Raw genomic sequence first — 13490 nt, 5'->3', positions numbered from 1 at the left:
CACATAGGGCACATCCATTTATATTTGATATGATGTTTATATAGAAAGCGAGGTCAGCCCATGAAACAGTCGAAATGGTATGCATTTTTAAGTGGCGCCGTTCTTTTAACGGGAATCGCCGTCTACGGTCTATGGATCGGCTATCAAGATATCGTCAATCCGCCGGAGCGAACACTTTCCGTCTCCGAAGATGAACGTCCCGAGCCAGAAGGAGACGTCTACGTCGCATTAGGCGATTCGTTGACACGCGGTGTGGGGTCAACATCAGGCGCAGGATATGTACAGCCTGTCAGCACTGCTCTTGAAGAAGAAGGCGTACGTACGCAAAACCTTGCCGTGTCTGGGGCACGAACAGAAGATTTACTCACACAACTCGAGCAACCTGAAGTGCGTCGAACGATTGAGAACGCACGATATATCACGTTGACCATCGGTGGAAACGATTTGTTCAACCGTGGGGAAAACGTCGATAACTTCGAATCCGTCGATATTCAACAAGTGGTCACGGATGCGAAGACGAATTTAGAAACGATTTTCACTGAAATTCGATCACTCAACGATTCAGCAACCATCGTGTATATCGGTCTATACAATCCGTTTCAAAATGATGAGAATGGACAAGCATTCAATCAGCTCATCCTTGATTGGAACGCATCCGCGAAGCAATTGGCGAATACGCAGAATATCGATGTGATCGATCCGTTCGCCTACATCTCTGACTTATCAAGAGATTTAGCGTCCGATCAGTTCCACCCGAGTGACCGTACGTATGAGAAATTCGCGAATGATGTACTCTTCGTTCTCGAATAAACAAAATCCTCGTCAGCTTGACGAGGATTTTTTACTTCTCATATCGAACAATCCACTGTTCCCCTTGTTTCATCATGCCCGTCCCGACCCAACCGGCTTGAAGCAACTCAACTTGTCGCCCACGATTTTCCATCGGTACATCTTGCGCAACTGATGTGGGATGCCACGAACGATGCATCTCTTTGTAAAAGATATAGCGGAGTTTCCCGCCATACTTTTCTTTCAACGCCCCGATTCGGAGTCCAAGCGTGAACTTGTCTTTCATGCTTGGAATATTGAACGGTGCGACAGTCGCACAGACGACATCGAATCGATTCTCCGATTCCACTTGTGCCATCAACAGTTTGCCTAAATGTGTCTGTAGTCCATATCCACGGAAGTCTGGATGGACGTTCGTCACTTCCTGATACAGGACACGTTCAAGCGAATCCTCCGGCCATCCGATATCTCGCCCTAGATGCTCCGCATCAATCGGTGGGATGAGCATCGCTCGGAACGCGATAATCCGACCATCTGCTTTTGCCCCAATCAACGTCTGATCCGTCAACAGTTTCGTGAACTCTTCAACCGATAACGATTGATAGTGCTCCGGTTCAGCCAACGCCTGAATGACCGTATCTTGAACGGCTAACAGTTCCGGTAAATCCGACAAGCCTAGGACGCATACATGAAGTGAAAGGTCTTTGATCTCACCTTGCCACATGCGACTCATCTCCAACCACGTAAGATTCCGTCGTCAATTCACGTAACACGTCCTCATCGACGTCAATACCGAGTCCCGGACGATCGTTCAGCGAGATGATTGGTAAATCATATGATAAGTTTCCTACATCTTTCCCGAACCGGAGCGGACCCGTCAACTCGACCGTCTTCACGATTTTACTCGAGAAAGCGACATGGAATCCTGCACTCGATGCAATGGAGGATTCGACCATAGAACCAATCTGGCTTTCGATTCCGGACATCTCCGCCATATGGACCAACTTCTTCGCTGGATAGATGCCACCGCACTTCATCAGCTTGATGTTCGCTTTATGGGCTGCCTGCATCATCGTCAAGCGTCTCATATCGTGAATTTCTTTCAACCCTTCATCCATCATGAGCGGGACTGAGATTTTTTGTTTCACTTCGAGCATGCCTTCAAAATCATCCGCCTTGACCGGTTGTTCGACCCAGTCGATTCCATACGGTTCGAGTAGACGCATGGCTTGAACCGTATTGGCCGCGTTGATCCATCCCTGGTTAACGTCGACTCGAATCGGCACGTCATTTCCTACCGCTTCCCGTACCGCCTTGACACGGGCCACGTCCGTTTGCACATCGACTCCGACCTTCATCTTCACTGCTGTATAGCCTCGTTTCATTTGTTCGAGTGCCTCTTGTGCCATATGGCTCGGCTCTCCGATACTCAAGACGTGAGTGACTGGGAATGATTCATGGTACCGACCGCCAATCCATTCGTAGATTGGTTGATTCAGCTTTTTCCCGATCACATCATGACACGCGATATCAAGTGCTGCTTTGGCAGCCGGAACACCACGAATCGCACGGTCCATCTCGTCATGAATATGCTCTAGGTGCATCGGATTTTTTCCGATTAAGAGCGGAGCCAATAGATGACGGAGTACACTGACCGTGCTCTCAGCGGACTCACCCGTCACATGCTCATCCGCCACGGCTTCTCCATAACCGACAAGTCCACATGCGGTTGTCATTTTGACGATGACAGAAGGCATATCATCATAACGGTGATAACTGACGATGAATGGTACCTTTAATGGAAAGCGAACCGAGAAAATTTCTATTTTTTGAATATTCATGTTCATCACTCCTTTACTTCAACTGTCCTTTCCTCTATATTGTCGTTATATAGTCGCTAAATTGCAAGGGGGGATTTTACATGTCCATCCATATCGCCGTTGTCGGCTCACCATCGTTTATACAACAGGTACAGAACGGTTCTTCCTTACCCGATGTTCGAATCGAGGGATTTCCTTATGATGACCCGCGAGAAGCGAAAGACATCGCTACGCATCTCCTATTTTTCGACGGAGTGTTCTTTTCCGGTTCATTCCCTTATACGTATGCGACGGAGGAAGTGAACCTTCCATTTGCCCATCACGTCGTTCAAGATGATGTCGTGTTATTGACGTCACTCTTATATGTGACATTGACACAACAGCTCCGACTCGAACATCTCTCTATCGATCTCGTTGATGCGTCACGACTTGATTCGATTTTAGCATCGTTTCCAAGCCACATGTCGCCACCGCAAGTGAAAGAACTCAGTCCGTATATGAATTTCGAAGAGTTGATTTCGTTTCATGAGCAACTTCAACGAACTGGGACGACTCGATTCGCCTTGACAAGTGTCGAACGAGTCCATCGACACTTAGTGGAAAATGGTTTTGCTAGTCAGCTCATGATAGAGCCAGAAGAGAGAATTCTCCACCACTTCCATGATTTTATTCAACAGATTCGTTTGAACAAATCGGACCAGTCACAACTCGCCGTGCTCTTCTACTCGGATGCCAGTGAAGATACGCTCAACCATGTGACAACACATCATTATTTCGGTGGTAAATTGATGGAGACCACTCAAGACGGTATCGTCCTATTATCGAGTAAAGGAAGGATTGACTCCGCCATGTCAAACGGTTCCATCTTGTCAGAGAACATTTCTGGTCATGTAGGGATCGGGTATGGTTCCGATTATCAACGTGCCATCGAGCATGCCGAACTTGCACTTCATACGACAAGTAATTCCACTATACGAATCGTCGACGATTCAAAACGAATGACGTTCACCGACCAACCGGCACCGATTCATTTCCGCGTCACGCAAACGCGTGTCTATGACATGATGAAACAGACGGGTATGAGTCCGACCAATATCGAAAAGCTCATTCATTTTTCAATGGACCATCTCGAGTTTACAGCGAAAGAGCTGACCGACCATTTAAACGTGACACGTCGCACGACAGAGCGACTCATTAAAAAATTGGTTGATGCAAAACTCGTTCATCCGATTGGCGAAGAGATGAGCTACAGCCAAGGTCGTCCGCGCACCGTCTATAAATTTCAATTCCCGGTCGATTGACGACCGGGAATCGTTTTATTGAGCCGCTTGTTCCGCGACAGGTTCTTCCTGTTGAATGACCGCGATGCGCTCAATCGTATATCCCGTGAAGGCATATACAATCGAAATGACCGGTACAATGAAGTTCAAGACGGCATACGGTGCATATTCGAATGCTCCGACCCCGAGTGTGCCGAGGATGAATACCCCACACGTGTTCCACGGGATAAACACGGATGTCAACGTTCCTCCATCCTCGAGGGCACGAGATAAGTTTTTCGACTGTAATCCCATTTTTTCATACGCTCCAGCAAACATGCGTGACGGGACGACGATTGAGATGTACTGCTCCGAGCACGTCGCATTCGTCGCAACTCCCGCTAAAATCGTTGAAGCGATCAATGAACCTGCCGTTTTCGCCAACTTCAAAATTTGGTTCATAATGGATTGTAGCATCCCCGAATATTCTAAAATCCCACCGAACGTCATCGCGACGATGGTCATCGAGACCGTGTACATCATCGCATCAAGACCACCTCGGCTGAAGAGGTTATCGACCAGTTCATTACCCGTATCAATGACATAGCCACTTTGAAGAGCGCCTACGCTGTCTGCAAGCGTTCCGCCTTGAATGAACACTTGAGCCAAGAAGCCCAGTGCAATCCCGACGACGAGCGCCGGAATCGCTGGCACCTTCTTTGCAACGAGCAAAATGACGGCGAGTGGAACGAGGAGTAACCATGGTGAGATGACAAAACTGTCCTCTAAAATCGTCAATGTCTGTGTGATTTCAGACGAGTCTGTCGAAGAATCTGCAAATCGTCTACCGAGCCATGCGTATACCCCGAGTGCAATGATGAGTCCTGGAATTGTCGTATAGAGCATGTGCCGAATATGTACGAATAAATTCGTATGAGTTAATCCTGCCGCCAAGTTTGTCGTGTCTGACAAAGGCGACATCTTATCCCCGAAGTAAGCTCCTGAGATGACAGCCCCCGCTACCATCGGCGCCGGTATCCCCATACTCAGCCCGATGCCCATCCCCGCTACTCCAATCGTCCCCATCGTCGACCATGAACTCCCGATTGAGAGCGCGACGACCGCACAGATGAGACAAATCGTTAACAAAAAGTATGCCGGTGAGATGATCTTCAGTCCGAAATAGATCATCGTGGCAACAATCCCTCCACCAATCCATGCCCCAATCGTCAACCCGACCAAAATGATGATGACGACTGCCGGTAAGGCGAGACGAATCCCTTTATACATCATCTCTTCAATCTCTTTCCACTTGAACCCGTGACGCCAGGCGACGAGCGAAGCGACTGCCGTTCCGACGATGAGCGGGATGTGTGGACCTTGACCGAGCTTGACGATCGAGATGAGCATGACGACGATCATCACTCCGAGTGGCAAGAGTGCCCACCCTAACTTCATGTCTTGCTTGTTCCCCGTTGTTTCCATCTAACTTCCTCCCCTATAGCGAAAATTCAGAATTGTCGTTATATTGTCGCTAATAACGTTATGATAGCGCTTACAAGGAGTGGATGCAATAAAAAAATGAGTGGACAGACATCTGTCTATCACACTCATTCTGAATTATGTTGCTGCAATCCACAGCGCATCCGCGAGCAGGCGTGCCCCATCTTCTAACGCGTCACGGTCAAACGTCATATGCGGATGATGAAGGCCTGGACCTAAATCAGCGCCGATGCCAATCATCGTTGCATCAAGTGACGGTTTCTCGACAGTATAGAAATGAAAATCATCGCTACCTGACGTGACGATCCGTTCAACGAGAGACGATTCACCGAAGCGTTTCTCAATCGCTCGCTTGGCGATTTGGCTAGACTCTTCCCCAACGACGGCTCCCGGTGTGAAGTCTTGCCACTCCCATTCAAGTTTCACACGATGAAGCTGACCGACCTGGAGTAACATGTCTTCGACACGATTGCGCAGTTCGAGCAATTCTTCATTTTGTTGGGCACGGACGTCAATCGAGAACGTCGCATTTCCTGGAATGATGTTCATGTTGTCACTCCCGGCGTGTACCTTCGTCAACTTGACAGAGTGCGGCTCAAACGGTGACAAGTAAATGCTTTTAAGCATGTGTTGAATCGTGAAGATGACATCGAGTGCGTTTTGTCCTTGATGTGGTCTCGCACCATGCGCATCATCCCCAATGACCTCTCCCTTTAAGAAGAAGGCAGCACCATGTTGAATCGCCGCCGCATATTGTCCCCTTTTCAACTCTTCTTGTGGACGTAAATGGATTCCGAATAGTTGCGTCACGTCCTCTAACGCCCCTCGTTCGATCATGGCGAGCGAACCATTCCCTTGCTCTTCGGCAGGTTGGAAGATGAAACGGATTCGCTTTTGTAACGTTTCGTCTTTCAACTGTTCGAGCGCACCGAGTACCATGCTGATGTTCGCGTCGTGCCCACATGAATGGTTCGCTCGAAACGTACCGTCCACTTGTTGCCATAACGCGTCGATATCGGCGCGGACCGCAATCACTTCTTCTCCCGATCCAATCTCCGCGATTACTCCGGTCACGTCCTCAAACGTTCGATGGGGAATCGACCAGTCTGATAAGATGGATGCGATTGTTCGAGTCGTCTCGACTTCTTTCCAACTGATTTCTGGATGAGCATGGAAATGCTCAAACCACTTGAGTACGCTTGTCATATGTATCTCCACACCTTTATATTTTTTTGACACCTTTGATCAAAACCCATTGAAGCGGGAGTCGTCCCCATGTAATCCATTTCGGAATGACCTTCCCACCGATTCTAGATGGCTTGACGGCCATGTTGATATTTGCCGGGAAGACGGCAATAAAGAATGCCGGTAGCGTCCGTTTCACGAACGATGTTCCCTTGTTGAGTAAGAGCATCGCCCCGAACACGACTTCAACGACTCCGCTTAGTTGCACCATCAGTCGGCGGAACGGCCAAGATTTCGGAATAATCGACATGAACGCCTTCTCTCTTACAAAATGTAAAATTCCTGCCCCGAATAGTAACACCCCATATAAATTTCGTACCATAACTCATCCTCCTTTTGTATAAGCATAGCAAAAAAGGCGGGCATATTGCCCACCTTTTACAATGCAGAACCGTTCGCATTTTGAATCTCGACTTGAACCGTCTCCGTTTTTCCGTCCCGGATATATTCGATGTCGACCGTTCCGTCCGTATCGCGAATCAATTCACTACGGAGGTCGATGAACGAGCTGACGTCTTTGTCATTGATTTTCACGATGACGTCACGTGCCTTAAGACCCGCTTTCGCAGCTGAACTATTTTGTTGCACTTCCACGATGATTGTTCCCGCCGTCACCGATTCAGGCAAGTTGATTTGTTCCGTCAAGTAACCTTGAGGGAACTCTGATACGTCACGAAGTGAGACGCCGAGTGACGGATGATTCACTTCTCCCGTCTGTTCGATTTGATTGATGAGCGGAAGGGCGATGTCGACTGGGATTGAGAATCCGACTCCCTCGACTTCTGCTGTCGCAATTTTCATCGAGTTGATTCCGACGAGTTGTCCTTCTTCGTTGATTAACGCACCACCTGAGTTACCTGGGTTGATGGCCGCATCCGTTTGAATGACCTCGGCATTGAAGTCGGCCTGTCCGTTCTCATCCGTATCGACGGGTACGAGGCGTGACGTCGATGAGACGACACCGCGTGTCACGGAGTTCTCGAATTGTCCAAGCGGATTCCCGATGGCGATGACCGTTTGACCCGGTTTCAACTCGCTCGATTTGCCGATTGAGATGACGGCCGGTACTTTGTCAGCGTCCACTTTCAAGACGGCCAAGTCATACGTCGCGTCACTTCCCATGAGTGTCGCTTCCGCAGTCGTTCCGTCATTAAAGGTGACCGTCAGCTTGTCCGCTCCGTTGACAACGTGATGGTTCGTCGCGATAAATGCCGAGTCACCTTCTTTTTTATAGATGACACCTGATCCGACTCCAGCCTCGACCGCCTCACTCGAGAAGCCAGTTTGGGCGAAGTTGTTTACAGTCACGACGGCCGGTTGAGCGGTCGCGACGGCATTTGTGACCGAAGAATCGGATACGTTCGATGACGTTTGGACCGGAGTCCCTTGCGAGGTCACGTTCGTGTCACTCACACTCGTCGCGGGTTGGTCGATGAACGGATATGCGATTGCGCCCGTCAACAACGCTCCGATGACTCCACCGACAAGTCCCGGGAACATACGGCTGACGAATGACGGTTTTGATTGTGTTCGTACTTTTGTCTCTTCTCGGTTGGATGAACCGAGTTCTGTATCTAACCAATCTTTTTGTTGCTCTGATTCATGTAATTGATCGTGTTCATTTGATTGATCGTGACGATCCATAATGATTCATCTCCTCTGTGTTATCTTCTACCCTTACTATAACGAAGAGGAACACTCATTTATAAAATAATAAATGAATTACAAGATTCTTCACATTTTACGTCATTTCATTCAGACAATCACATTTCTTAATGTACCGAGACCTTCAATCGTCACTTCGACCGTGTCTCCCGTTTGTAGATACGTCGGTGGCGTCATCCCGTGCCCAACTCCGGCTGGTGTACCTGTCGCGATGATGTCACCCGCTTCGAGCGTCATGCCTTTCGACAGTGTACGAATGAGTTCATCAATCGGACGAATCATATCGGCTGTCGTCCCATCTTGACGCGTCTCCCCATTGACACTTGTTTTGATTTGGAGAGGGAACTGGAGCTCGTCCGCTGTGACGACGAACGGTCCCATCGGACAAAACGTATCGAACGACTTGCCACGGAAGAATTGGACATGTTCTTTTTGCACGTCTCGAGCCGTCACATCGTTTAGAATGGTGTAACCGAAAATGTGCTCCTCGACCGCTTCGATGTCTCGTCCAGACTTGCCGATGATGACGGCGAGCTCACCTTCATAGTCAAGTTTGTCCGTCAATTCAGGATGACGCTCAATGACCGCTTCCGGACCGACGACCGAGGTCGGTGCTTTCGTGAAGATGACGAGTTTCCCTGCTCCTGCTGTATCCATCTCTTTCACGTGTTCTTCGTAGTTCTTGCCGATACAAATTACGTTTTTCAATGGACGGTACGGGGCGAGTAGTTTCACATCCGTCATTCGGTATGAGGGCGCCACGTCCAAATCGATATCTGGTTCGAACTCACGCGCGATCACTTCTAATAAATTTGTCGTATGTACTTGATTGCTGACATCGTAGACGAAATCGCCTTTGACAATCCCCACTCGTTGCTCTTCTTGCATCTCAAAACTACACCATTTCATTGAAAACTCCCCCTTTTTCAACATTATACAAAAAATCGAGACATCTCTGCCTCGATTACACTTTATTCAAAAAGATGATTCGTTGATTACTCGATCCCCGAAAACGGAACCTCATATCTCGTAGCGACTGCTCGTAACGACCGTCAACGAGCACATCGGCGTAGTCCAACACGGTTTGAACGGCTTCGTCGTGCATCGCTTCCAACTGTTCGAGCGTATAACCCGTATAAACCCATACATTTTTACCGAGTGACTTACATGCCGTGACGAGTTTTGCTAACGCTGACGATTGAAGAAACGGTTCGCCTCCAGAAATGGTCACCCCGTCCCAACCACTGAGCTTGACGCGTTGAACAAGTTCCTCTACTTCGACATCCTCACCCCCGGTTGGATTCCACGAGGAAGGATTATGACACCCTTTACAGTGGTGCGGACAGCCAGCAGTAAAGATGACCGTCCGGATCCCCGGTCCATCGACGACGGATTCTTCAACGACGGATAGAATGCGCATCATGTTTCACCCTCGCCCGCTCTTCTTCTCGCTTCGCCGTATTCCAACGGTCCATCGTCCCGACCAAATAACCGGTGATGCGGCGGATTCGTTCAATGTTTGTATCCTCGCCACACGTCGGACAGGCATCGTCAATCAGTCCTTCTAACCCACAATTTCCGCATCGGTCGACGGGATGATTGATGGAACCGTAACCGATATCATGCTGACGCATCAAGCGGACAATCGATTCCACCGCTTCAGCATTATGGGCAAGTGACCCATCGACTTCGACATATGAAATATGTCCCGCGTCACACAATGCGTGATACGGTGCCTCGATTCGGATTTTCTCACGAATTGATACAGACTGATAGACCGGCACGTGGAATGAATTTGTATAAAAGGCACGATTAGTGACACCTTCAATCATCCCAAACGTTTCCTGGTCTCGCGTCACAAATTTACCTGACAATCCTTCTGCCGGTGTCGCGAGCAACGAAAAGTTCAAGTCGTACGTTTCGGCTGCCGCACGCATGCGATTGGCCAAATGCGTGACGATGTCAAGACCGAGTCGCTCTGCTTCACGCGACTCAGCATGTGTACCTCCCGTCAACACCTTCAACGTTTCAGCGAGTCCGATGAAACCGAGTGAAAGCGTTCCTTGTTTCAATACGTCTCGGACTTCATCATGAATATGTAACTGCTCACTTCCACGCCAGACACCTTGTGTGTAGAGGAAACGAAATTCTTCAGCACGACGCGTACATTGATATTCGAAACGCTCGACTAACTGTTCGATCCCGATGTCGACATATCGGTTGAGAATGCTGTAAAAATCCGAGATCGACTCCGAGACAAGTGCCATCTTCACCAAGTTGAGTGTGGAAAAGGAAAGATTGCCACGACCGATCGACGTCTCTTCTCCGTGTCGGTTTCCCATGACCCGAGTGCGGCAACCCATATATGCCACTTCAGATGCATGCGTCCCATCATAGTAAGCGGCATTGAACGGGGCATCGATGAAGGAAAAATTCGGAAATAGCCGTTTTCCTGTGACCCGACACGCTTCACGGAAAAGATCGACGTTCGGATCGTCCTCCCGAAAGTTGATTCCTTCCTTCACTTTAAAGATTTGAATAGGAAAAATCGGAGTCTCCCCGTTCCCTAACCCACGTTCCGTGGCACGAAGTAGCTCTCGAATGAGGATACGTCCCCACTTTGATGTGTCCGTTCCATAATTGATCGAAACGAAAGGCACTTGCCCGCCACCTCGTGAGTGCATCGAGTTCGCATTGTGGATGAACGCCTCACACGCCTGATACGTCGCTGAAATCGTCTCTTCTTCAGCGAGTGTCTCCAATTGCGTTTCTTCCCAGTCAACGGGTAAGGATTGGAGTCGGCTCAGTTGACGCTCATATGTCTTCTCGACATACGGTGCCAAGTCGACGTCAAACATCGGGAACGCCTGCCCTCCGTGTTGCATATTTTGATTCGCTTGAAGGATGATCGATGCGAGTGCCATGGCGGAGCGAATGTCCTTTGGTGACCTGATTGTTCCATGCCCCGTATGGAATCCATCTTTTAATAATTGACCGAGTGGAATTTGACAACATGTCGTCGAGCCTGTGATGTAATAGTCGGCGTCGTGCACATATAAATAGTTATCAGTGACGGCCTGTTTTGGTCGCTCCGACATCAAATACGTCTGCGATAGTTCTTTCGACACTTCCGAAGAGAGTCGTGCTAGTTTCCCGAGCGGGGATTTACCGTCCACGTTCGCATTCTCTTGTACTAAGTCTTGATCTGGTAAGATGCAGACGTCCTCATACAACTGCAGTAATTTCAAAACCCATCACCTCACTATATATGGATTCAAAACAATATTAATCGTTTTAAAAATCCTATATATAGATTATGGCATGTGTTTTTCTCAATGGTCACGAGTCGATATTGTGACAGTTTATGTGTGATCATACGATAAAAAAGAGCCTCGTCTTCGGTAAGACAAGGCTCTACGTTATATGTGACAAACATCATTTATTTAACAGCTTTTACAACTTTTAATTCGACTTCTTCCTCTAATTCTTGTGCTTCACGAAGACCCTTCGAGTTGAGCCACGTATAGATGGCTCCCATGAAGAGCGCTCCACCGATAATGTTACCGAACGTTGCAGGAATCAAGTTGTGGATTGCACCTGCCATGCTGATCGTCTCCGGGTGTGGGACGACGAGCGTCAAGGCGAACAATACGAAGTTGGCGATGACGTGGTCGAATCCTGAAGCGAAGAAGACCGCGACAAGGAAGATCATCGAGAAGATTTGAGCGAACTCATTTTTCATTTGTTTCGGTAAGAAAATAGCGAGACAGACCATCCAGTTACAGAAGATGGCGCGGAAGAAAATTTCGACCGTCGTATGGTGCATTTTCCCCTCAACAACGGAGAACAACCAGTTGTTCATCCCGAGTTCTTGGATGACGCCAGTCGGTGCAAGTAGTAAGGCGAATAGGATTCCCCCGAGTGCGTTCCCGACGAAGCAGAGCAACCAGACGAGCATCGTATCACTGAGCGTTGTATAGCCACGAAGTGTCGACGTTGTGAAATACATCGTATTCCCCGTGAACAATTCCGCTCCCCCATAGATGATCATGACGAGCGCGATCCCGAACGAGAAGCCCCCAATGAGTGTCGTGAACGGAGATTCCGCTAAATACATACCGTTGACGACTTTCAACGTGAAGATTGAAGCAAAGCCGATAAAGATCCCGGCTAACATCGCCCGTAAAAAGTATTCCATTGGACGATAATGAATCATTTGTGAGGAAGCCTGTGCTTTTTTCCGTAATGATTCGAGTGCATGGATTTCCATTGATGCCATGTCACAAACCCTTCTTTCTGAATAATTAAATAGGAAAGTATCAGTTCGAATATGTGAAATCATTAACAATATAAACTGTACAGTCTCTGTTGGCAATCACCTCTAGAAGGAATTGACAGAGTGTTCACATCGTAATCGTTTACATGTGGCGGATTTGTGACAAACAAAAAAGTGCTCCGATTTCTCGAAGCACTTGTGTAACTCTTATTCTTTATCCTCAGACGATTCTTCAGCTTCTTCCGATGAAGCTTCTGATGCTTCCTCTTGAGTTGAACCTTCTTCCGACTCTTCCTCTTCAACTTCTGCAACCGGCTCATTCACAGAGGCGATGTGCATATCTGGTTCCGAGACGATCGTGTACGATTTGTCTTCTGGAAGATCTGCTACCGTCACCGAGTCACCGATTTCGAGGTCTGACACATCAAGTTCGATGCGTTCAGGGATGTTGGCCGGTGTCGCAGAAACCGTCACTTTATAAAGTGACTGGGCAAGATATCCGCCTTCTTTGACGCCTTTCGCGTCACCAACAAGGACGATATCCGCTTCAACTTCTGTCTCTTCATCCATCTTCACGGCCATGAATTCGACGTGCTGATAAAAGTTTGTGAACGGGTCCGTTTCCGATCCGTGCACGAGCGTGTTGATTTTATTTCCATCGTAATGGAGTTCAATCAAGGCATTGTCACCGTGGTCTCGAAGAATTTTACGAAGGTCCATCTCGTCAAATACGATTGGAGTGCTGTCTACTTTGTAGCCGTAGACGACGCCTAACGCTTTACCTTCCTTACGCAACTTCGTGCGCAGTGACCGTGGGCGTAATTCTCGTTTTGATACTTGAAGTTTGTTCGTCATTTTCTTTTCCTCCTACATGGATATACATTTCATGTCGACATCTTGAGGGTGAGGCAGTGAAAAAGCCACCTCTCAACC

13 protein-coding genes are annotated in these 13490 nt (G+C 48.3%); 2 read left to right on the top strand and 11 right to left on the bottom strand.

Annotated features, from left to right (window positions below):
* The first annotated feature begins 60 nt into the window (after positions 1 to 60).
* The gene (locus OKS35_RS03330) at positions 61 to 810 is read left to right on the top strand and encodes a GDSL-type esterase/lipase family protein (protein WP_214783158.1); all 750 of its coding nucleotides are present in this window, start codon (positions 61 to 63) and stop codon (positions 808 to 810) included.
* 31 nt (positions 811 to 841) lie between these two features.
* On the opposite strand, the gene OKS35_RS03325 is transcribed toward OKS35_RS03330, so the two are convergent.
* Together OKS35_RS03325 and OKS35_RS03320 are read right to left on the bottom strand one after the other, a co-directional pair.
* Positions 842 to 1513 (bottom strand): hypothetical protein, encoded by a 672-nt coding sequence (locus tag OKS35_RS03325; protein WP_264092460.1) that lies wholly within the window; start codon positions 1511 to 1513, stop codon positions 842 to 844.
* Entirely contained in the window at positions 1500 to 2630 is a 1131-nt protein-coding gene (locus OKS35_RS03320) for a mandelate racemase/muconate lactonizing enzyme family protein (RefSeq protein WP_264092459.1), read from the bottom strand. Before OKS35_RS03320 ends, OKS35_RS03325 begins: the two co-directional genes overlap by 14 nt.
* Positions 2631 to 2710: 80 nt before the next feature.
* Between OKS35_RS03320 and OKS35_RS03315 the strand changes: the two genes are divergently transcribed.
* A complete protein-coding gene (locus OKS35_RS03315) occupies positions 2711 to 3910 on the top strand; it encodes a hypothetical protein (protein WP_264092458.1) in 1200 nt (399 codons plus the stop codon).
* 15 nt (positions 3911 to 3925) lie between these two features.
* Here the strand turns inward: OKS35_RS03315 and nhaC are convergent, their stop codons facing one another.
* The 9 genes from nhaC to OKS35_RS03270 all read right to left on the bottom strand — a co-directional run bounded on the left by nhaC (position 3926) and on the right by OKS35_RS03270 (position 13412).
* Positions 3926 to 5326 (bottom strand): Na+/H+ antiporter NhaC, encoded by a 1401-nt coding sequence (gene nhaC / locus OKS35_RS03310; RefSeq protein WP_413815716.1) that lies wholly within the window; start codon positions 5324 to 5326, stop codon positions 3926 to 3928.
* A gap of 162 nt (positions 5327 to 5488) precedes the next feature.
* Positions 5489 to 6577: an amidohydrolase gene (locus OKS35_RS03305; protein ID WP_264092456.1), complete on the bottom strand. Its 1089-nt coding sequence runs from the start codon at positions 6575 to 6577 to the stop codon at positions 5489 to 5491.
* 16 nt (positions 6578 to 6593) lie between these two features.
* Positions 6594 to 6938, bottom strand: a complete 345-nt coding sequence (locus OKS35_RS03300) for a hypothetical protein (RefSeq protein WP_078146805.1) — start codon at positions 6936 to 6938, stop codon at positions 6594 to 6596.
* A 56-nt stretch (positions 6939 to 6994) separates the two neighbouring features.
* Positions 6995 to 8260, bottom strand: coding sequence for a S1C family serine protease (locus OKS35_RS03295; protein ID WP_264092455.1), 1266 nt, complete (start codon positions 8258 to 8260; stop codon positions 6995 to 6997).
* A gap of 111 nt (positions 8261 to 8371) precedes the next feature.
* On the bottom strand, positions 8372 to 9190 hold the full coding sequence (locus tag OKS35_RS03290; RefSeq protein WP_264092454.1) for a fumarylacetoacetate hydrolase family protein: 819 nt from the start codon (positions 9188 to 9190) through the stop codon (positions 8372 to 8374).
* 55 nt (positions 9191 to 9245) lie between these two features.
* The gene (nrdG, locus tag OKS35_RS03285; protein WP_264093051.1) at positions 9246 to 9701 is read right to left on the bottom strand and encodes an anaerobic ribonucleoside-triphosphate reductase activating protein; all 456 of its coding nucleotides are present in this window, start codon (positions 9699 to 9701) and stop codon (positions 9246 to 9248) included.
* Positions 9679 to 11529, bottom strand: coding sequence for an anaerobic ribonucleoside triphosphate reductase (locus OKS35_RS03280; protein ID WP_264092453.1), 1851 nt, complete (start codon positions 11527 to 11529; stop codon positions 9679 to 9681). Before OKS35_RS03280 ends, nrdG begins: the two co-directional genes overlap by 23 nt.
* 191 nt (positions 11530 to 11720) lie before the next feature.
* Positions 11721 to 12551 carry a formate/nitrite transporter family protein gene (locus tag OKS35_RS03275; RefSeq protein ID WP_370568602.1) on the bottom strand — a complete coding sequence of 277 codons (831 nt, stop codon included), beginning with the start codon at positions 12549 to 12551 and terminating at the stop codon, positions 11721 to 11723.
* Positions 12552 to 12764: 213 nt separating this feature from the next.
* On the bottom strand, positions 12765 to 13412 hold the full coding sequence (locus tag OKS35_RS03270) for a 50S ribosomal protein L25/general stress protein Ctc (protein WP_214783133.1): 648 nt from the start codon (positions 13410 to 13412) through the stop codon (positions 12765 to 12767).
* Between the last annotated feature and the right edge of the window lie 78 nt (positions 13413 to 13490).

Origin of the sequence: Exiguobacterium sp. N5 (assembly GCF_025842465.1) — a bacterium.
GTDB lineage: Bacteria > Bacillota > Bacilli > Exiguobacteriales > Exiguobacteriaceae > Exiguobacterium > Exiguobacterium profundum.
The sequence above is the reverse complement of the archived record's forward strand: the minus strand, read 5'-3'. Positions and strand labels throughout refer to the sequence as shown.

What these genes read in the sequence shown, in the direction of transcription:
- OKS35_RS03330 (WP_214783158.1), top strand. Translation starts at nt 61, where the DNA reads ATGAAACAGTCGAAATGGTATGCATTTTTAAGTGGCGCCGTTCTTTTA.
- OKS35_RS03325 (WP_264092460.1), bottom strand. Translation starts at nt 1,513, where the DNA reads ATGTGGCAAGGTGAGATCAAAGACCTTTCACTTCATGTATGCGTCCTA.
- OKS35_RS03320 (WP_264092459.1), bottom strand. Translation starts at nt 2,630, where the DNA reads ATGAATATTCAAAAAATAGAAATTTTCTCGGTTCGCTTTCCATTAAAG.
- OKS35_RS03315 (WP_264092458.1), top strand. Translation starts at nt 2,711, where the DNA reads ATGTCCATCCATATCGCCGTTGTCGGCTCACCATCGTTTATACAACAG.
- nhaC (WP_413815716.1), bottom strand. Translation starts at nt 5,326, where the DNA reads ATGAAGTTAGGGTGGGCACTCTTGCCACTCGGAGTGATGATCGTCGTC.
- OKS35_RS03305 (WP_264092456.1), bottom strand. Translation starts at nt 6,577, where the DNA reads ATGACAAGCGTACTCAAGTGGTTTGAGCATTTCCATGCTCATCCAGAA.
- OKS35_RS03300 (WP_078146805.1), bottom strand. Translation starts at nt 6,938, where the DNA reads ATGGTACGAAATTTATATGGGGTGTTACTATTCGGGGCAGGAATTTTA.
- OKS35_RS03295 (WP_264092455.1), bottom strand. Translation starts at nt 8,260, where the DNA reads ATGGATCGTCACGATCAATCAAATGAACACGATCAATTACATGAATCA.
- OKS35_RS03290 (WP_264092454.1), bottom strand. Translation starts at nt 9,190, where the DNA reads ATGAAATGGTGTAGTTTTGAGATGCAAGAAGAGCAACGAGTGGGGATT.
- nrdG (WP_264093051.1), bottom strand. Translation starts at nt 9,701, where the DNA reads ATGCGCATTCTATCCGTCGTTGAAGAATCCGTCGTCGATGGACCGGGG.
- OKS35_RS03275 (WP_370568602.1), bottom strand. Translation starts at nt 12,551, where the DNA reads ATGGAAATCCATGCACTCGAATCATTACGGAAAAAAGCACAGGCTTCC.
- OKS35_RS03270 (WP_214783133.1), bottom strand. Translation starts at nt 13,412, where the DNA reads ATGACGAACAAACTTCAAGTATCAAAACGAGAATTACGCCCACGGTCA.